Source organism: Sphingomonas sp. Ant H11 (assembly GCF_000797515.1).
Lineage (GTDB): Bacteria > Pseudomonadota > Alphaproteobacteria > Sphingomonadales > Sphingomonadaceae > Sphingomonas.
On sequence record NZ_JSBN01000071.1, the window covers coordinates 12,966 to 31,252 of the forward strand.

Annotated in this window: 21 protein-coding genes and 3 pseudogenes; 1 reads left to right on the plus strand and 23 read right to left on the minus strand. The window is 64.9% G+C overall.

Annotation, left to right across the window (positions count from 1 at the left end; genetic code table 11):
* Positions 1-57: 57 nt before the first annotated feature.
* Entirely contained in the window at positions 58-210 is a 153-nt protein-coding gene (locus NW75_RS27810) for a LuxR C-terminal-related transcriptional regulator (RefSeq protein ID WP_331386150.1), read from the plus strand.
* A gap of 81 nt (positions 211-291) precedes the next feature.
* Here the strand turns inward: NW75_RS27810 and NW75_RS14230 are convergent, their stop codons facing one another.
* The 23 genes and pseudogenes from NW75_RS14230 to NW75_RS28295 form a co-directional block, all read right to left on the minus strand.
* Positions 292-720 carry a hypothetical protein gene (locus NW75_RS14230; protein WP_006022598.1) on the minus strand — a complete coding sequence of 143 codons (429 nt, stop codon included), beginning with the start codon at positions 718-720 and terminating at the stop codon, positions 292-294.
* 7 nt (positions 721-727) lie between these two features.
* Positions 728-2,715: pseudogene (locus NW75_RS14235) on the minus strand (conjugal transfer protein TraG).
* Between the two features lie 24 nt (positions 2,716-2,739).
* Positions 2,740-4,479 (minus strand): relaxase/mobilization nuclease domain-containing protein, encoded by a 1,740-nt coding sequence (locus NW75_RS14240; RefSeq protein ID WP_033965849.1) that lies wholly within the window; start codon positions 4,477-4,479, stop codon positions 2,740-2,742.
* A 244-nt stretch (positions 4,480-4,723) separates the two neighbouring features.
* A complete protein-coding gene (locus tag NW75_RS14245) occupies positions 4,724-5,431 on the minus strand; it encodes a lytic transglycosylase domain-containing protein (RefSeq protein WP_049707222.1) in 708 nt (235 codons plus the stop codon).
* Positions 5,432-5,500: 69 nt separating this feature from the next.
* Positions 5,501-5,965, minus strand: a complete 465-nt coding sequence (locus NW75_RS14250; RefSeq protein WP_426288338.1) for a DUF736 domain-containing protein — start codon at positions 5,963-5,965, stop codon at positions 5,501-5,503.
* Positions 5,919-6,464, minus strand: a complete 546-nt coding sequence (locus NW75_RS14255) for a S26 family signal peptidase (RefSeq protein WP_006022603.1) — start codon at positions 6,462-6,464, stop codon at positions 5,919-5,921. Before NW75_RS14255 ends, NW75_RS14250 begins: the two co-directional genes overlap by 47 nt.
* Positions 6,461-6,982: a DUF2840 domain-containing protein gene (locus NW75_RS14260; protein WP_006022604.1), complete on the minus strand. Its 522-nt coding sequence runs from the start codon at positions 6,980-6,982 to the stop codon at positions 6,461-6,463. The genes NW75_RS14255 and NW75_RS14260 overlap by 4 nt, the downstream gene beginning before the upstream one ends.
* Entirely contained in the window at positions 6,979-7,233 is a 255-nt protein-coding gene (locus NW75_RS14265; protein ID WP_006022605.1) for a hypothetical protein, read from the minus strand. The genes NW75_RS14260 and NW75_RS14265 overlap by 4 nt, the downstream gene beginning before the upstream one ends.
* Entirely contained in the window at positions 7,230-7,868 is a 639-nt protein-coding gene (gene parA / locus NW75_RS14270; RefSeq protein WP_006022606.1) for a ParA family partition ATPase, read from the minus strand. Before parA ends, NW75_RS14265 begins: the two co-directional genes overlap by 4 nt.
* A gap of 335 nt (positions 7,869-8,203) precedes the next feature.
* Positions 8,204-9,025 (minus strand): annotated as a pseudogene (locus tag NW75_RS14275) (replication initiator protein A); the annotation flags it as partial.
* Between the two features lie 18 nt (positions 9,026-9,043).
* A complete protein-coding gene (locus tag NW75_RS14280; protein WP_006022608.1) occupies positions 9,044-9,325 on the minus strand; it encodes a helix-turn-helix transcriptional regulator in 282 nt (93 codons plus the stop codon).
* 139 nt (positions 9,326-9,464) lie between these two features.
* Positions 9,465-10,031 (minus strand): DUF2285 domain-containing protein, encoded by a 567-nt coding sequence (locus NW75_RS14285; RefSeq protein ID WP_024584489.1) that lies wholly within the window; start codon positions 10,029-10,031, stop codon positions 9,465-9,467.
* A complete protein-coding gene (locus NW75_RS23880) occupies positions 9,931-10,239 on the minus strand; it encodes a transcriptional regulator domain-containing protein (RefSeq protein ID WP_006022609.1) in 309 nt (102 codons plus the stop codon). Before NW75_RS23880 ends, NW75_RS14285 begins: the two co-directional genes overlap by 101 nt.
* Positions 10,240-10,350: 111 nt before the next feature.
* Positions 10,351-10,617 (minus strand): DNA -binding domain-containing protein, encoded by a 267-nt coding sequence (locus tag NW75_RS14290; protein WP_024343455.1) that lies wholly within the window; start codon positions 10,615-10,617, stop codon positions 10,351-10,353.
* A gap of 101 nt (positions 10,618-10,718) precedes the next feature.
* Entirely contained in the window at positions 10,719-10,973 is a 255-nt protein-coding gene (locus NW75_RS14295) for a helix-turn-helix domain-containing protein (RefSeq protein ID WP_006022611.1), read from the minus strand.
* A 184-nt stretch (positions 10,974-11,157) separates the two neighbouring features.
* Positions 11,158-11,481 carry a DUF736 domain-containing protein gene (locus tag NW75_RS14300; RefSeq protein WP_006022612.1) on the minus strand — a complete coding sequence of 108 codons (324 nt, stop codon included), beginning with the start codon at positions 11,479-11,481 and terminating at the stop codon, positions 11,158-11,160.
* Positions 11,482-12,062: 581 nt separating this feature from the next.
* Positions 12,063-12,503 (minus strand): hypothetical protein, encoded by a 441-nt coding sequence (locus NW75_RS14305; RefSeq protein ID WP_006022613.1) that lies wholly within the window; start codon positions 12,501-12,503, stop codon positions 12,063-12,065.
* 486 nt (positions 12,504-12,989) lie between these two features.
* A complete protein-coding gene (locus NW75_RS14310) occupies positions 12,990-13,472 on the minus strand; it encodes a hypothetical protein (RefSeq protein WP_033965850.1) in 483 nt (160 codons plus the stop codon).
* Positions 13,473-13,527: 55 nt separating this feature from the next.
* Positions 13,528-14,451 (minus strand): DUF2493 domain-containing protein, encoded by a 924-nt coding sequence (locus NW75_RS14315; RefSeq protein ID WP_006022616.1) that lies wholly within the window; start codon positions 14,449-14,451, stop codon positions 13,528-13,530.
* A 308-nt stretch (positions 14,452-14,759) separates the two neighbouring features.
* Complete coding sequence (locus NW75_RS14320) at positions 14,760-15,797, minus strand: DUF7146 domain-containing protein (RefSeq protein WP_006022617.1); 1,038 nt, start codon at positions 15,795-15,797, stop codon at positions 14,760-14,762.
* Positions 15,797-17,581: pseudogene (locus NW75_RS14325) on the minus strand (strawberry notch C-terminal domain-containing protein); the annotation flags it as partial. The pseudogene NW75_RS14325 and the gene NW75_RS14320, both read right to left, overlap by 1 nt.
* A gap of 230 nt (positions 17,582-17,811) precedes the next feature.
* The gene (locus tag NW75_RS28290; RefSeq protein ID WP_197057864.1) at positions 17,812-18,024 is read right to left on the minus strand and encodes a hypothetical protein; all 213 of its coding nucleotides are present in this window, start codon (positions 18,022-18,024) and stop codon (positions 17,812-17,814) included.
* Between the two features lie 2 nt (positions 18,025-18,026).
* Complete coding sequence (locus tag NW75_RS28295) at positions 18,027-18,227, minus strand: hypothetical protein (protein ID WP_197057862.1); 201 nt, start codon at positions 18,225-18,227, stop codon at positions 18,027-18,029.
* Positions 18,228-18,287 lie beyond the last annotated feature (60 nt).

Below are 18,287 nucleotides of genomic sequence, written 5' to 3' on the forward strand. Positions count from 1 at the left end.
GCGCGCGGTACGATTCGCTTTCTGTTCGCGAGCGCCAAGTTATGGACATGATACTTGATGGAAAACTCACAAAGCAAAATTGCTGCGAAGTTTGCACTCAGCGAAATCACGGTGAAGGTGTGTCGGGCGCAGATCATGCGGAAGATGGAGGCGGCATCCTTGCTTGAACTCGGGCGGATGTCCGAGAGATTGGAAAGAATAAGGGATTGAGAGGCAGTCGATTATTGCTGACTTCAATGCGGCCTTGGAGAGCAGCTTGGGCTCACGCAGGAGCGTGCGCGATCTGACGAGCTATTCTGCCTCGCCATCAACGTCCTCAGAAATCTCCTGATGAAGCTTCGGGCCCTTCGCGAGACGGCGGCCGAGAGCTGTGACAAACTGATCATAGCGTTCGCCAGCTTTGGCGCGCGCGGCCTGCGCAGCAGGTTCTGGCAAACTCGGTGTGGTGGTCACCCAGAAGCGCACGAAGACTGCGAGCATCTCGACCGATATTCCGATATCGCGCTCCATCCGCGACATGCGTCGGTCGAGCTGGTCGAGGCGTTTCGTGATGACGGCCTCCTGGCGTTCGGCGGCATCGGGTGAGAGGAATGACTCGATCGCCGCCTCCGCGACCAACGATCGCGAATGGTCGCGGCGCGCGGCGTGATCTGCGAGCCGGTTCATGACAGAGGGGTCGAGATAGACGGAGAGGCGTTGCTTGCGGGGTGGTTTCGTCACGGGCGTCTCACAGCTCCATGCCGTCACCGGGGTCGAGCGAGACCTGGCGCGCGACGCCCTGCATGAGCCGGTTCATACGGCTGGTGCGCACGGCATCGTCGTCAGACTCGTCCCGATCGGTATCGATCTCGAACGGGTTGTCGATTGGCACTTTCTTCTCGACGGGGTTCACCCGATTGAGTTCCGGTTGCTGGCGGCGTTCCGACTCGGTTGGATCTTCATCGGCGGGCTGCGCTAGCAAGGTGGCCTCGGCAATCTGTGGTCGGGCTGGCAACTGGTGCGTGGTCCAATCGTCGGGCTGTCCTTGCTGCGACGTTGTGAGCGCGGGCGGCGGCAGCAGGCGTTCCTTGAACCGAGCATCCTCGTAATAGCGCGCCTTCTTCGCACGAATCGGCGGCGTGCCCGCCGCCATGACGATCTCGTCGGTGGGAGGGAGCTGCATGATTTCGCCAGGTGTGAGCAGTGGCCGAGCTGTTTCCGAGCGCGAAACCATCAGATGGCCAAGCCAGGGGGACAGCCGGTGGCCGGCATAGTTCTTCATGGCCTTCATCTCGGTGGCGGTGCCGAGGGCGTCCGAAACGCGCTTGGCGGTACGCTCGTCGTTGGTCGCGAAGCTGACGCGCACATGGCAATTGTCGAGGATCGAATTGTTCGCCCCGTAGGCCTTTTCGATCTGGTTTAGGGATTGCGCGATCAGGAAGCTCTTCAGACCGTAGCCGGCCATGAAGGCCAGTGCTGACTCAAAGAAGTCGAGCCTCCCCAGCGCCGGAAACTCGTCCAACATCAGCAGGAGACGATGGCGTTCGCCCTTTGCTTGCAGATCCTCGGTCAGGCGTCGGCCGATTTGATTGAGGATCAGTCGGATAAGCGGTTTGGTGCGGTTGATGTCGGATGGTGGCACGACGAGATAGAGTGTTGCCGGGTATTTTCCGCCCACGATATCGGAGATCCGCCAGTCACAGCGCCGCGTCACTTCGGCGACGACGGGATCGCGATAGAGTCCCAGGAACGACATGGCGGTAGAGAGCACGCCTGAGCGTTCGTTGTCGGATTTGTTGAGGAGCTCGCGTGCGGCGCTGGCGATCACGGGATGCGGTCCGGCGTCGCGAGATGCGCCGTCTTCATCATCGCATCGAGGGTGGATTCAATTGGTCGCTTCGGATCAGAGAGGAACGCCGCGACGCCGGCCAGAGTCTTGTCCTTTTCCGCATAGAGGACGTGGAGGATCGCGCCGACTAGCAGCGCATGGCTCGTCTTTTCCCAATGGTTCCGCTTGTCCAACGACCCTTCTGGGTCGACCAGGATGTCGGCGATGTTCTGGACGTCGCGAACCTCCCATTCGCCGCGGCGCACCTCGAGCAGAGGATTGTAGGCAGCGGATTTTGTGTTGGTCGGGTCAAAGAGCAGCACGCGGCCGTGCCTGGCGCGGAAGCCGGCGGTGAGCTGCCAGTTCTCGCCCTTGATGTCGTGAACAATCGCCGAGCCCGGCCAGGTCAACAGCGAGGGCACAACGAGGCCAACACCCTTGCCGCTTCGGGTGGGCGCGAAGCACAGAACATGTTCAGGCCCATCATGGCGCAGATAAGCGTGCTCGTAGCGTCCCAGCACGACACCATCGGGACCGAGAAGGCCGGCCGTCTCCACCTCCTTCTTCTCGGCCCAACGCGCCGAGCCATAGGTCTCGACCTTCTTGGCCTCGCGTGCACGCCAGACCGACATGCCGATGGCGACGGCGATCGAGATGAAGCCACCGGACGCCGCGATGAAAGCGCCTTCGACGAAGATCGCGGGTGCGTAGGCGTCGAAGCCGTACCACCACCAGAAGAAGGAGGGTGGCAGATAGAAAGGAAAGCCGAACAGCGTGAACCACGGCGCGCCCAACTCCGGCTGGAACGCCAATCGCCAAGCCACCCATTCCGTTGCGCCCCAAGTGGTGGCGAGGACGATCAGGAAAACGGTGAGGATCTGGCCCCATAGGATCTTCGTGGCGGACATTGGAACGGTCCTTTCGGAGAGAGGTTAGAGGCCGAGCCCTCGTTTGCGGCCAAAGCTCCAGTCGATGCCGCCATCATCGCGGGCGACGCCGGAAACATGCTTGCCGAGGTGCTTTTCCAGAGAGGGTGACCAGGGCACGAGTTGGAAGCCGAGGCCGTCGTCCAGCATGGCAAAGCGGCCGGAGGCGAGTGCCAAACGCTGGCGGTAGGTGCCGGCAACATACTCGCCGCTTCCCGCGCGATTGAACGGCTGGCCTGTTTCGGCGGAGAGTTTTTCGCCGGCCGCTTCCAGCTCGCGACGGCGCAGCGTGTCGATCAGCCCGCGATTGAAGGTGACACGCTGGCCGTGTCGCTCGCCGAAGCCCTGTCCGACCAGATGATCCGCGCGTCGATCCAGCGCCTGCCGTACCTCGGCGCCGAAGCCGGCCTCGGACAGGGCGGCAGGTTCGCGCGCGATGTTCTGCCGATCGAGCCAAGTCGCGCCGGTTGCCGTGACCTGACGATCGATATCGAGATCGGAGCGGACGGCGATTGCGACCCGGCGCTGTCCCTGTGCATCATCGAACGCACGCAACTCGACGATCGAACCCGCCGCGCTGTCACCGGCGGCTTCGAGATCGGGCAGCTTGATGTGATGGGTGCGGCCGTCGACGCCGTCGACCACGGCGTAGGCGGAGCCCTTCAGCTCGTCATCAAGACCGCGATCGACCAATCGGCCGATCACGGGCGCATCGAGGCTTTCGGCCGCGAGCACATAGCCCGCCGAGCCGCGTTCGATGCCGCGATCCGTCAAAGCCCGGTGCATGCGTTTGATGATGTCGCCGCGCTCGCCGAGTTCACGCAGAGTCGCCTCGGCCTTCGTGTCGATCGCCCATTGACCGGGGCCGACCTGCTCGGCGAGGCCGAGTGTTTCCAGCTTGCGGAGCCGTCCGACCTTCAGCGCATGAAATTCGTCGAGCCGGACGTTCGGATCGATCGCCGTCTCGATGACGCCCGTGGCATGGCCATCGCGGATAAGCTGGCGGTCAAGCTGCGTGAAGCGCTCGGCATCGACCTGGCGTTTCAGGCTGCGCTGGATGTCGAGGTCGGTGCGCGGCCCTAATTCCTGCGTGATGAGGTCACGCGCGCGGTCGCGCATTCCTTCCTTGATGTAGTCGCGTGAGATGACGAGGTCCTGCCCGTCGTCACGGACCCCGCGCACGATCAGGTGGACATGGGGATGCTCGGTGTTCCAGTGGTCGACCGCCACCCAATCGAGGCGGGTGTCGAGATCCTTTTCCATCTGCGTGACGAGATCGCGGGTGAAGGACCGCAGGTCGGCCATGTCGGGCGCATCGTCGGGCGAGACGATGAACCGGAAATGGTGGCGGTCGTCCTGGCACCGTTCCGCAAAGGCCTTCGGATCGGCGTCGTCGCCCCCGGGACCGAAGAGATGGGCCTTCTCCCCATCGCGGGTCACGCCTTCGCGGCGCAGATAATTGAGGTGGGTCGCGAGCGGCGCCGAGCGCGATGTCTGGCGCACGACGCGCGCCTTGATGACAGCGCCGCGCGTTCGCGCGGTGAGCAGCCGGTTCGCCTGGATGCTCGCACGCTGGCCCCGCCCGAAGCGCGAGCGGTTGCCGGACACGATCCGGCCGGAGCGTGAGACGCCGGCCCCGGCCTTCTTCGCCGCGGCGAGAGCCTGCGCGATGAAGGGACGAGCCTGCTGCGCACGGGTCGAGCGGATGCGGCCCGGCCGGATGCGGAAATCACTGTCGCCGGTCATGGCTGATGCCTCGCACATCGCGCCAAGCACAGGAAATCGCAGGAAAATCGGCGTAGTCGTGAGGTGCGGGGAAATCCCGCACATCGCGAAATCGCCTCATAACCTATTGAAAAACCACAACCGACCCAAGCCGCACCTCGCGGCCTTTTATCCTGCCATCGTCCGGTCGTGTTGCCTGCCTCTACCCTCAACGCACACCATGACGCGCTTGAGCACGCTATCGTGCGATCAGGAACCGGGCTGCTCATGGCGCATTCCTTTGGCCCGAACGCGGGACAAACAGCCCGCCCGACTGCGGCTCGATGGCGGAAACATCGCGCACGGACGATGTCGTCATCGCGGCATCGGAAGCGCGCTCGGCCGGTACGGGAACGGGTATCGATATGCGCTCAGCTTGCGCGATGAACAGCGGCGCGCGTGTCCAGGCGAGTGCATCGGCCGCGGCGGCCACGATCGGCCAAGTCGCATCGCCGCTGGTCACCGACGGCGCGACGATGGCGACATAGGCGCGCGTTTCCGCGGGCAGCGCCCGGCCCTTCAGCGAGTCCTCGTAACGACCAGGACCGGCATTGTAGGCCGCGATCCAGCCGGGCGATCCGTAGCGATCGAACAGCTCGCGGATGTAGCCGGCGCCGGCGATGATGTTGTCATGCGGATCATAAGGATCAGCGCCGAGACGGTGGCGAAGGCGCAAGCCTGCCCAAGTGGGCGGCATGATCTGCATCAGGCCCATCGCGCCCTTCGGCGAAAGGGCGCGTGGATCGCCTGCACTTTCGGCACGCATCACCGCCCTGATCCATGCGATCGGAACGCCGAAGCGCCGCGAAGCCTCGGCGATATGATCGCCATAGGGATCGCGTGGCGACGGTCGATCGGCGCCCAAGTCCTGCGCCATCGTGATCGCCGGCATGATGCTCGCGAGGCTAAGGCCGGAAAGGAGGAGGAGAGCCATGCGCCGGGCAGCGCAGCGCGGCCCGGACGCAATCGAACGGCTCCTCGGTTGACGAGAGCCAAGCATCGCTCAGTCCTTCTCGCCGCGATCGCGCGGACGCGACCAATGCAGCGACCAGGCCGAGCCGCCATCGTCGTCGCGGAACATGTTGGCGCGGATCGGGTGCGGGAATGTCGGATCGTCGATCAGCAGCGCGACGTATTCGCCGGCCTTCTCTCCGGAGCGTTTCCATCCGGCGCCGATCTCCGCGCCCGGCTCATTGTTCATGCCGTCGAAGACATGCACGCGATACTGCGGTGCGTTCTCAACCTCGGTCGGTTCGGCTGCGATGATTATGACGTCCTGGTTCAAAACCAGCGTCGTCAGATGCCCGACGAAGCCGGTCTCGTCGCGCGTGAATTCGCCAATCTGGGGCATGTCAGTCTCCTTCGCGGTGGGGATTGGGACAGCCATCGGCGAGCACCGCTCCCGCCGAATGGGAAGGCGGTCAGCGTGTCGGCGCACGCCATTCGAAGCGGCCGGTGCCGTCTTCATCGGTCCACAGTGGGACGGCACGGCCGATGATCTGGTCGGTCGAGATCAGGCCGAAGTAGCGGCCGTCGAGGCTGTCGCGGACCTGCCAGTTCATGAGGAAGACTTCGCCAGTCTGGACCCGGCGGCAGCCTTGCCAGACGGGAAGATCGCGGCCTGCGCGATCGCGCTCCAGTGCCGCACCGACCTCCACACCATCGACGGTGATAGTGAGGTTCGAACGGCAAACGGTCTGCCCGGAGACGGCGAGGATGCGCTTCATCAGCGGCACGCCCTTGGGCAGGTAGCCGCGCTCGGCGAGGAATGTCGCGAGCGGCTCGGGCGCATCGACCGCAACGAGATCGGTAACGTCGAGCGGCCCGTCGAAGTCGATCGAATAGAACCCGATGGGCGCGCTCGCCGATGCGTTCCAGATCAGCTTGATGGGCATCGGCGTGAGGCCGGGATAGCCGACGCTGAGCGCGGCGAGCGTCGTCGCCAGGAGAAGTCCGGCGCGGCTCACGACTCGGCCTTTCGGCGCAGCAGGAATGCGCGATGATGGTCGAGCGTGTAGGTGCGCGGCTCGTGTCCAGCAGCGAGCCGGTTGTGGACGTGACGCCAATGATCGGGCGAAACCGCTTCGGGATCGATGCCGATGCGCTCGATGGCGTCGATCGCCTGCAGCACGCGCTCGACCCTGGGCCAGCTCTCGACCTTCAGCAGGATTTCGCCGCCAGGACGAACGAAAGGCAGCGTCTGGTACGTCTCGCCGCGCGCAACCGAGCGCACGACGTCGATGCGCGAGATGATCGTTCCGAAGTCATTCGAGGCCCAGCGCACGAAGGCGAAGACCGCGCCGGGGCGAAAAGACAGGACACGCCGACGGCGATCGAGAATCTGTTCGTGGGCGTGCGTGCCGAAGCGGATCCAGTTCTCGATCTTCTTCTCAACCCAGGTCAGTTCGACATGGGTGAGATTGTCTTGGTGGCGTGCGGTCGGCGTCGGGCCGCCGCGCGCGCGGGGGGCCGCGGCGCCGGTCATGAGGGGTCTCCTTCGATGTGTGGGAATTCGCGCGCGAGCATCTCGCGCAGCATGTCGGCAACGGTAACGCCGCGCCGGAAGGCAGCGATCTTGATCCGTCCACGTAAGGCGGGCGTGACGTCGATCGTCATGCGGGCGGTGAAGGCTTCATCGTCCGGCGCGCGCGGCGCGGTGGCATCTGCGGCCTTGATCCAGGCCTCTTGATTGGTCGGACGTGCCGCAAAGCCGCGCCGTTCGGATCGCTCGCTCATGGTGAGATCCTTTCGAGCTCGGTGACGAGCGCCGCGATCTCGCGCGCGGCGGGTCCGTCGTCGTCGATCTCGAAAGCGAGCCGGCCCGATTGCGCGGCGTCGGCGTAGATGACGCGCTGTCCGATCGCCGTGCGCAGCACTGGCGGATCGTGGTCGGCGAGCGTCTCGGCCGTCTCGCGGGCGATCACGGTGCGCGCGCCGCAGCGATTGAGGACGAAGCGAGCGCGAAGCTCCGGCCGATAGATGCGCGCCTCCGACAGGAGCGCCAGCATCTCGGCCGAGGCCCAACCATCGAGCGGCGACGGCTGCACGGGGATCAGCACGAGGTCGGCGGCGAGCAGCGCGGATCGCATCAGCCCGGCGACGCGCGGCGGCCCGTCGATCACCACATGATCGACATCGCGCGCCAGCTCGGGCGCCTCACGGTGGAGCGTGTCGCGCGCCAGGCCGACGACGCCGAACAGGCGCGGCGCGTGCTCGCGGGCGCGTTGCTGCGACCAGTCGAGCGCCGAACCCTGGGGGTCCGCATCGACGAGCGTGACCCGCTTTCCCCTACCGGCCCATTCGCCGGCTAGGTGCAGCGCCAGCGTCGTCTTGCCGACGCCGCCCTTCTGGTTGAGGAAGGCCACGATCATCGGCGGCCTCCCGGGCGTGGACCGAAGGGAAGCTGCGGAGGGCCGGAGGTCCCGTTTCTCGCCGCGCCAGCGTTGGTAAGAGCGGCGCTGCTGGTGCGCCGCTTGCCAGCGGCGCTTAGCGCGTTCGCGGCCTGCCGGACGAGGTTTTCCACCTCTCGCGCGCGCTCTTCAAAGTTAGATTCTCTGTTAGATTCTAAGTTAGCGAGGCGATTTTCGGTTCTGCTGTCGTGGGTTAGGCCGTGTTTCGGTTCCCGTTGGCACGAGGGGCCGGTTCCTGATGGCACGCGCTTTCGGGTTCCCGATGGCACGAAGCCTTTCACAGCTTTTCCACAGGGCGGCGTCCGCTCGAAAGCGAGCAACGTTCGGCCGCCGGCCTCGATCTCGAGGAACAGCGTGTAGCCGGGAAGCGGCTGGCGACGGATGATGTCGCGCAGCTCGAAGGCGAAGCGTTTGTACGGTGACAACGCGCCGGATTTCTGGTGGAGGTGGCGAAAGTCGAATCGCCAGCCATTGCGCTGGCGCCCGCCGTGCTTGCGCACCAGGCGATAGAGCCAGCGATCGAGCCCGCCTGTGAGATCGAAATAGGCCCGGTCGATCGTCAGCACGAGCGCATCGTCGAGAACGGCCTGATAAAACCAGTCCGGGACGATCATCTCGATCCCGTCCGGCTTGCCGTTGCGGTTGGTGCGCTCCTTCCACTCGTTGATCCACGAGAAGCGATGACGCCGGCCCTCGGCGGATTGGCGGATCGAGGTGCAGACCGTCGTGGATTGCAGACGATCGAGCGCGGCCTTCAAGCGCTGATAGTCGCGTAAGGACGTGCCGCGGCCGATGAATTTGAGAATTTCATAGGGCGTGGCGACCATCAGGCGCGACGTGCGCAGGCCGGCGTCACGCGCCTCGACGATCTGGCTCGCCGCCCAGATCAGGATGTCGGCGTCCCAAATGGTCGCCATGCCGTGATCGGGCACGGCCTCGACGCGGATCGACACATTGCCGGCGGCGAAGTCGATCGGCGCGACGCGGTGCGATTTGGAGAGGGAGAAAAACGGATAGGCCATGAGATCCTGTGCGTCTCGTGCTGCGAACTCGCCGGGGAGCGCACGGAACAGATCGAGCTGCCCGCGCTCCGAGAGGGACTGGTGTCGCGCCGCCATTCGGGAATCCGGGGGCGATCAGCGCGCGTATCGTCCGGCATGTGCCGGCGGCGCAGGCGTATGGCGCTTGGCCGGAAGCACGCTGCCGCGCGGATCGGAGGTGGAGGTGACGGCGCCGCGCTCGGCCCAGGCCTCAAGATCGTCGACCGCATAAACGACGCGACCGCCGAGCTTGCGATAGGCCGGACCCGTTCCGTAAGTCCGATGCTTTTCGAGGGTGCGGGCCGATAGGCTGAGGAATTCGGCGGCTTCCTTGGTGCGCAGGTAGCGCGGCGGGAGAACGGCGAGATCAGGTCGCATGGGAGGGCCTCCGTGGGTTCGTTGGGGCCGCCGGGAAGCGGCGGGTAACGAAGGCCACGTTGGCGAAGCAGGGCCGGCGAGATGCAGGGCGAATTCAGGGGGGCCTAAATTCGCCCACCAAGAGTCGGATGGAGATCGGCTAAAGTTGCCGCCGATGACGAAGCAACGTGCGATACCCACCCACCATCATCGCGCGGGCATCTCGAAGCAGGGCTTTGGTGGCGTGGCGGGCGGAAGATGCCTGCCAGTCGTCGCGACCGAGAGCGCCGATCCGAAATATGACCTGCGCAATTTCTTGCTGGGTCGCGCCCGCGCGATGACCGTCGAAGGCCTGCAGCATCCGGCACAGCCGAGCACGTTGCTGCCGTGTCAGTCGGGTGTCGGGCGGTATGGCGCGGCCATGGAGGGCGGAGAGCAAGCGGGCGACCGATTGGAGCCGGTCGAAGCCTTCCAGGCCGAGCGGGATGAAGGCGCCAAGAGATTTGGCGGGTCGTGTCTCGGACGGATGAACAAGCGCTACGCGCTGACCGTTTCCGAGATCGAGAACCAGATGGGTCTCGCTGCCGACATCGACGCTTACGGCGGCGTCGATCGTCGGTTGGGGATCAGCGCTTGCGGACGGAATATCCGGAGGTGGGCCAAGAACGATGGCGCTTGTGTCTTCCTGGGGAAGCCAGATCACCTGCGCTTCGGGAGGTGCCTGCATCGGGTCTACGGGGAAATCGCAACCCCCACCGCTGCCCGATCCCGTCGGTCAGCGTGCGCAGATCACTTTCGCTGTCGCCGAGCGCTTGAAAATCCCTGTCGTAGGTTTCGTTGCGGCGCAGCCATTCCCACGCGACGTCGGACGCGGTCATGTCGGCGACGTGCGCATAGCGTTCCGATGAACGCCAGCCGGAAGCATCTGGTGTCATCGCGATCCTCCCTAGTCTTTGAATTTGTGGGAGAGTCAGGATTCCCGGCTGGGTTGTTCAGTGGAAGTCAGAGGGCCGGCAAAGGGTGGTGCCGAAACGGCATCGCGGCGATCACTGTGCGGAGCGGACCAAGTCTCGATAGCCGTGCTCGGTCATCCACTGCGCGCGGGCGAGATGCGTGTCATGGACCTGGCGGCACCGCTGCGGCTCACGTGCCGTATCGAGGCCAAAGAGAATCTGGACGGCTTCGCGCCAATCAGCTCCGTCGCGCGAGGAATCGAGCAGGCGCAGATAGAGAACCATATGCTCGCGGTCATAGGCCGTGAGGGTCTGGCTGATCGGAGGCGCATCGAGAAACGGCGGCATCGCGGATTCCATCAGGCGACTATATTCGCGCGGAAAGCATTCGTTAACACTCGTGCCCGGCATTACTGTGACAACGTGCGATGGATGGTGTGCGCCACGCGATCACGGCGCTGCTAACGCCTCGTCGGCCGGTCGTCCCGCTCATGGAGCAGCAGCACTCCTTCGCCCTTGTCGGTGGAAAGCAGGACGATACCGGCTGTTTCAAGCGCCCTTCGCACCTGATCGCGCGTCGACTCGTACACCTCTAATCCACTTTCGGACTCAAGGCGCTTGAGCGCGGTTAGCGATGTCCGGGCCTTGTCAGCGAGCGTCTCCTGTGTCCACCCCAGCAACGCGCGTGCGGCCCGCGATTGTCGGGCGGTGATCATGCATGATCACCTCCCACCGACGGACACACGCTTGCCAGAACTACGACTATAATAGTCGTTCTTTGCGCCCATTGCGAGGGTAATCGGCGTCTCAGGGCTGGCGGTGCCCTCGCCGGGCGGCCGAAGTGATTCGCGCTAGCAGTGGAAAGGCCCCGGCCTGTTCGGCCGGGGCCTTGCTCGGGGCTCAGTCGCCGCGGCGGGTCGGGCGGGACCAGATCAGCGAGTGGGTGTCGCCGTCCTCGTCGTCGAAGAGGTTGGCGTAGATGGGGGCGTTGAAGCTCGGATCGTCGAGCTTGAGGCCCAGATAGTCGCGGCCCTCGTTGGAGCGCTTGGACCAGGCGGCGCCGATTTCCGCGCGGCCGACCAGAACCCGGTGGCTGGGGGCGTTCTCGCCGGTGGCGCGGGTGTCGGGGACGATGCGCACGCCCTTGGCTTGGACGCTGAGGGTTACGATTTCGCCGGTGAACTCGTTCGAGCCGGTCTTCTTGAAGGTGCCGATGGTCGCCATTGTAAGTCTCCGTTTCGTTTTCGGGACCGCTCCATTGCGGCCTCGATGGCGATCGACAGGCCGGAGGCGACCGACGCCGCATCGCTTGCGACCGGAGCAACGCGGAGGATGGCAGGAACGACTTTGTTGTTTCGCGAGGAATGACGGCCTTGGCCGGCAGGGGAAGAAAGTCGGGACGCGCCGTTGCGGCATAGGCGGTCGAGGCGCAGCCGTCCTTCGGTCAGATCAGGCCATTGGAGAGGCCGTTCGGAGCGGTCTGGAGACAATCAGGAACGGAAGATCATGGCGACCCGGTCGCAACCAGCAGACGGCGCAAGCTGAAGATCATCTGCGACCCGTCCTCCCCTTGTACAGGCGAGGGTCGAGCTTTCGTTTCGAAGTCGGCCAGTGGAGATGACGCCCTCGACTTCGTGTTGCACCGTTCCCGCGCACAGAGGCGCCGAGCAGAAATCCGGGCGCTGTTGAGGCGGCCGCACGATGGGCTTCAGTCAGGTTCCGGTGACGCGGCTCCCTCTCCAACTGCACAACGCTGAGGGCTGAAACCCCCGACTGGTCGTCCCGGCGACGGTTCCGTCGTGGTGTCAGGCTGGTGCAATGCCCTGGCTGGACGGGCCGGTGCTTGCCATCCCAGCGACGCGCGCGAACGCGGTGACGCCGACCGCGACCGCACCGATGACGGAGAACACGAGCTGCCAGGTCTCCGACGGCATGGTGTGTTTCACGATGCCATGCGTGGCGTGGAAGCCGGCGATCGCCGCGGGTGCGACAAATGCCAGCGCGATCAGCAGGCGTGCCCAGAGCGGGCGGACAATTCCAAGCAAGAGCTGCCCCACGCCCAACGTCAGGCCGGCGCCGAGCATGCCGATAAGGATGGCGCCGAGCCAGCCCGCGCCAGTGTCATAGGCCCAGGTGCCGGCGGTCACGCCCGCGAAGAATGGCAGTGCGAACACCGCGAGCGTGAACAGCAACCAGCACAAGATGCCGATGGCTGCGAAGGATAGGACAATGCCGAGGATAATCATGGTGGTGTCTCCGAAAGAGCAAATTCTGACGGTCGCGCCTTCCACCACCACCACGGCGCATTCGGGAGCATAGCAAAAGCTGTGCTCCGTCGGGAGCGGAAACCGCAGGGTCTCCGCGTCGCCTGGAAGGGTGGCGCGCCGTCATGGCGCGAAGGGATCGACCTCGTGGACGATCTCCGAGACGTCGCCGTCGTATTCGTTTGCGGGTGTCACCGAGAGAGTGCGTCGCCCGCGCGGAAGATGACGATGACGGCCATCAGCGTGGTGGCGAGGCTGAAGGCGAAGGCGTGTGCGTCGGGGAAGGACATCGATCCGGCTCCTGTTTCGAGCGGAGGACCATCCCCCCGCTGACAGGCGCCCGATGTGTTCGGCCGATGGCCGCAATCACCGCGCAGGCAACGCCGGCGCGGCGGCACGCTATGCGTAGTCCGACCCTTTACGGGTTGATGGCGTCAGGCCATCGGCTGGACCAAGGACCAGCGCCATTCAGCGGGGAGTGGTCTTCTCCGGGCTGGAAGCCGAGTCGATGTGGCCGTGACGTTGGTGAAGCCGTACTGTCTGCGCGAGCTGCCGTGCGACCTCACCTGCGTCATCCGCAAAGCCTGGTGGCCATTTCCTCGACGGCTCGCGCTGAAACCCGCCACGCTGAAAATGCGGATGGAGGTGGCTGATAATCCACTCGATGCGTGAAGGAGGCACCAAGCCGGCTTGAGCCGAATAATGGAGTGCCTTGGCGAGATCGTGCCCGATGTTCGCGCGGTTCCAAACATCATCGGTCGCGACGTTAAGCAGATAGGATTTGAGGAGGAGTTCGATGGCAATTGCAATCGCATGAAGGGCTTGATTGTCGAATCCTTGATCCGCCGCCCATTCGGCGGCTGCAGCCTTCACGGTGGCATTCTCCAGGAAAACCGCAGCGAGAACGGCGTCCGAACGTGCCGGTTTCGGGAGTGGCTTCAGTCGCTGCATTCGTTGCGTTATGCCATAGGCTTGGCCGTTTAGCAGGTGCCCGATGCGGCGGCGCTTACGCGCCGCCGAATTTCCACACCGGGATGCCGAGCTTCTTGGCTTTGTCGGCGAGGTTGTCATTGATGCCGGTGCCGGGGAAGTGCAGCACGCCCTTCGGCAGGATTTGCAGCATCTCGTCATTGCGTTTGAAGGGTGCTGCCCGGCCGTGCTTCGTCCAGTCGGGTGCAAAGCCGATCTGTGGGACATTGCGATTCCTGGCCCAGAGAGAAGCGATCTTCTCGGCACCCTTCGGCGACTTGCCGTGGATCAGCACCATGTCGGGGTGCTTCTCGTGAACCTGGTCGAGCTTGGCCCAGATGAGGTGATGGTTGTCGAAATCGAGCCCGCCGGTGACGGCGATCTTCGGTCCAGGCGGCAGGAGCACTTCCTGCTCGGCACGCTTCTTCGCCATGATGAAGTCGCGGCTGTCGATCATCGCCGAGGTGAGGTTGCGATGATTGACCTTCGATCCTGACCGCGGGAGCCAGGCTTTGCCGACCTGGCGTTCGTAGTGCTCGGCGGCCTGGTCGCGCATCAGTTCGAAGGCGGTCTGGCGTTCGACCTGTGTCTTGCCCTCGGCGATCAGGCGCTCGAGATCGACCGACTTCACCTCGCTGCCGTCCTGTTCGCGTTGGGAGCGCTTTTGGGCCTGCTCGTTGTCGTCGAGCTCGCGGTTGATCCGTTCGGCGGCGCGATGAAAGACGTTCACGGTCGACCAGAGGAGATCGTCGAGGTCGGGTTCGAGGCGCGTGTCCTCCAGGGTCACGATCAGGGCGTCGAAGATGTCGGCGACCGCGCCCGCGACCGCGTTGCCGTCCGGCAGAAGCCGCTGATCGGGTTCGTCGGCGAAAGGCCGGTAGCCGTGGAGCTGCAATTCGTTGAGGACGTGGTCAGTCGGTGAGGATTCGTGGTGCGGTTCGTAGTCGTCGAGATCGCGCATCGGATGCTCCGTCGGATGGACCGCGACCGTCGCGGCCTTCATGGCGACGAAGCACACCGGCGGGGCGGCCCTGCACCCGGAGCGCGAGCGAGGGCCGGAGCGTCAGCGGAGGATGGCGGAGGCCGGCTATTTTGTTTCGCGATGGAAAGCGGCCCCTTGGGGCCGCGCCGGAAAATAGTCGGCCGCAGCCATTGCCGGGCCGGCCTGCCTGTGGGCCGATCGCCCTCTCGAAGGCCGAGGCGCGGTCCTCTCCGATCCGCTGCGTCTGAGCGAGTACGGCGGCGGGGCCGCTGCCGCTTCCTTACCGGCTATGCCGCCAGCGCCATGAAGCGTGCGACGTCCTGCGGCCCGAGCTGTACCCGAGTCTGACTGCGCAATGTCGCGATGCCGAGGGTGCGGAGATCCTCGTTGAAGTCCCCGAGCTGTGGAGAGATCACGATCGCCTCGATCCCGGCCGCGTTCGCCCGTTCGATCAGGCTGTCACGCGCACCATCGCCTGCCGGATCGTCATCGCGCAGGATGTAGAGCCGCCGCAGCGTGTCCGGGAACAGGATGGCGGCGAGATGTGCCGCGGAGAGCGCCGCCACCATCGGCATGTTGGGCACGACCTGGCGGATTGAAAGGACCGTCTCGATGCCTTCGCCGGCTGCCATCACTTCGCCACCAGCGCCAAAGCGGACCGCGTTGCCGAGGAGATCGCCCATCGCCCGGCGCGGGGTTTCGAATGGCGCCTTGTCGTGGCGTCGTGAGTCGAGCCAGGTGCGATGCGCCCCGGTGATCATGCCGTCGAGGTCAGTGACAGCGGCGATCATGGCCGGCCAAGTCTCGGTCGGCGCATGCTCGTCCGGGCGATAATAGCAGTGCGGGTGGAAATACAGATTTCCGGCTCCACGGAGATCCGTAATGCCGCGTTGCCGGAGATACGCCGCGACGATTGTGCCCGCAATCGGCTGCGACATGCGGATGAGGCGCCGTGCGGCTTCGGGCGATCCATGTGGTGCGGGCGCCAGCGGCTGGAAGGCGGAGGGTTCCGGCGCTGGTGGTGGCATGCTGAGGAAGAGCCGAGCCTCGTCGGCGACATCCTTGAAGTCGATGAGGCCGCAGCTCTCGCGGATGACGTCGAGGAGGTCTCCATGCTCGCCGGTAGCGGCGTCAGTCCATTTCCCGGCGGGGCCTTTGGGCGAGTCCTTGAGCCGGACGTACATCGAGCGGCCCTTAGTGTTACGGGCGTCGCCCACCTGCCAGTAGTTGCCCTGACGGTGGCCATTGCTGAGATAATGGCGGCACACCGCCTCGGCCTGTCGGCCGAGACGTTGCGCGAGATCGGATGCGTCGAGACGGGCCATCACGCTGCCTCCCGCTCGCCGACGCGCTGGATCGGGTAGGTGCCGATCAGCTTGCCGATGATGGTCGCGCCGTCCGCGCCGACGGGCACGAAGAAGCGGAGCTTCCACGAGATGATCTCGCTGAAGAGGCCAAAGGCGCGCAGGCGCTCGCGCATCGCGTCGGTGAAGCCGGAGAGTTCGATGCGATCGGCGCCCATGACGCGCACGCGACGGAGTTGGAGGCCTTCGGCGAGATCGAGGATTGTCTTGCCCTCGATGAGCGCGGCATAGGCATGGTCGGCGGACAGGTTCGTCGTTCCGACTGTCGTGGCGTTGGCGACCCATGCGGGCGACACGCGGCGGCCGATGATCCGTTCCCCGTCATCGGTCTGGAGCCGATAGACACGGCTCGACTCGTTGGGCAGCCGCTTCCAGATCGGCAGCAGCAGGCCAGCGACGATGTGGATCGTGGAATCGGAATAGGCTGGCACCTCCGCGATCTCGGCGTTCCAGGCGGCGGTGAACTCGGCGCGACTGGCGGCGATCCAATGGCTTTCGTCCATCATGCGGATGGAGGCGTGATGCTGCTCCATCGGCCGGATCAGCCGCACGCGGCGTTCGATCTCCCCGTCGTCGAGCATCAGCGAAGGCGCTGGAAGCTGAACCGCGGCGCGGTGGGAGCGCTCGTTGACCAGCAACTTGGCGACCGGATCGTCGAGCCAAGCCATCGCCTCCTCGGCGGTCATCGGCCGGTTGCGCTCGCGCTGTTGGATGGTCAGCAGGCTGGTTTCCGCGCCGGTGCCGGGATGGGTGTAGATGGTCTGGCGATCGGTGACGACGAAGCTCTCCGCGCGCAGCGTCTCCAGTCCGATGTCGTAGATGCCGGCGGCGATCGCGCCCTCGACCTTGGCGGTCAGAAGCTGCTCGAAGGCGGCGAACAGGACGTCCTGCAGGTCGATGGTGAGCGCGAGCAGGCGGTTGAGAAAGGTTGTGATCGGCGGGAGCTCGTCCTTGATGCCGTTGTCGTCCATCAGCTTCAGGCCGGTCGTGTCCTCGAACCGCTGGAGCGAGCACCCTTCGATCTTGCCGCGGACGATCAGGATGTAGAGCTGGCGAAGCGCATCGCGCGCATAGTGGCTCTCCAGATTGTCCTCGGGTCGGAACAGGCCCTGGCCGCCGGTCTGGCGCTGTCCGCGCGTGATCGCGCCCAGCGTGTCGAGCCGGCGCGCGATGGTCGATAGGAAGCGCTTCTCCGCCTTCACATTGGTCGCGATCGGACGGAAGAGCGGCGGCTGCGCCTGGTTGGTGCGGTGGGTGCGGCCGAGGCCTTGGATCGCGGCGTCGGCTTTCCAGCCCGGCTCAAGCAGATAGTGGACGCGAAGCCGCGTGTTCCGTGCCGACAGCTCCGCATGGTAGCTGCGGCCCGTACCGCCGGCATCGCTGAACACGAGCACGCGCTTCATGTCGTCCATGAAGGCCTGGGTCTCGGCGAGATTGGCGGACGCCGCGCGGGTCTCGACCACAAGGCGCTGTCCCTTGCGCACGATACGACGCGAGCGGCCGGTGACTTCGGCCACCACGTCCGCGCCGAAATGCTGGACGATCTGGTCGAGCGCGCCCGGCACCGGCGGAAGGCTCGCGAGTTTCTCGATCAGCTCGGTGCGGCGGGCGACCGCCTCGCGGCTCTCGACCGGCTGGCCGTCGCGAAAGACCGGACGCGAGGACATATTGCCCTCGCCGTCGCTGAAGGGCTCGTAGAGCTGCACCGGGAAGGAATGGGCGAGATAATCGAGGACATATTCTTTGCAGTCGCAGTTTATGTCGAGCGTGGCGGCGAGAGACGCAGGTTTCCTTCGGTTTTCCATGATTTCACTCCAGATAATTACGGTTCCCTCGACCTGAACAAGTCGAAGGAACCAACATGCGATCAAGATCATTATTGTCGTTTCGAGCGGCCCGGCTCCGGGTCGAAGACCCGCCCAGTCACGACGCTCTACTCACCGCATTCCTCTCCTCTCTGTCGCTCGACGAGAGGTCAGGCAGTGCGATTCTGTTTGGCGCTGCGGCCCGTCATTTCCTGCATTGGATGGAACTGCATGGGATCGCGATCCGCACGATCGACGATCGGACCGTTCGGCGGTTCGAGAAGCATCGGTGCCGTTGCCACCGGTATTCGGCGCAGCAGCCAGTCTATAAGGCGGACATTGCAGCGCGAGTCAGGCGCTTCGTCCGCTTCCTGGAGGATCAAGGCTACGTCGGTGTCGAGACGGGATCGACGATCTGCCACGGCACCTCGCCGACTATTTCGATGGGATCGATCGCTTGCAACTCGCGCAAGGACCGGCCCAGTCCTATCGATCCGAGGCCGAGCATTTCGCGGCCTGGCTTCGCATTGCGCGACGACAATGGGCCGATATCGATGACACGATCATCGACCAGTACGGCGCGCATGATTGTCGATGTCCGGTCTGGCGCAAGCGAGGCAAGCTTGTTGCCTCGGGCGCGAAGCGG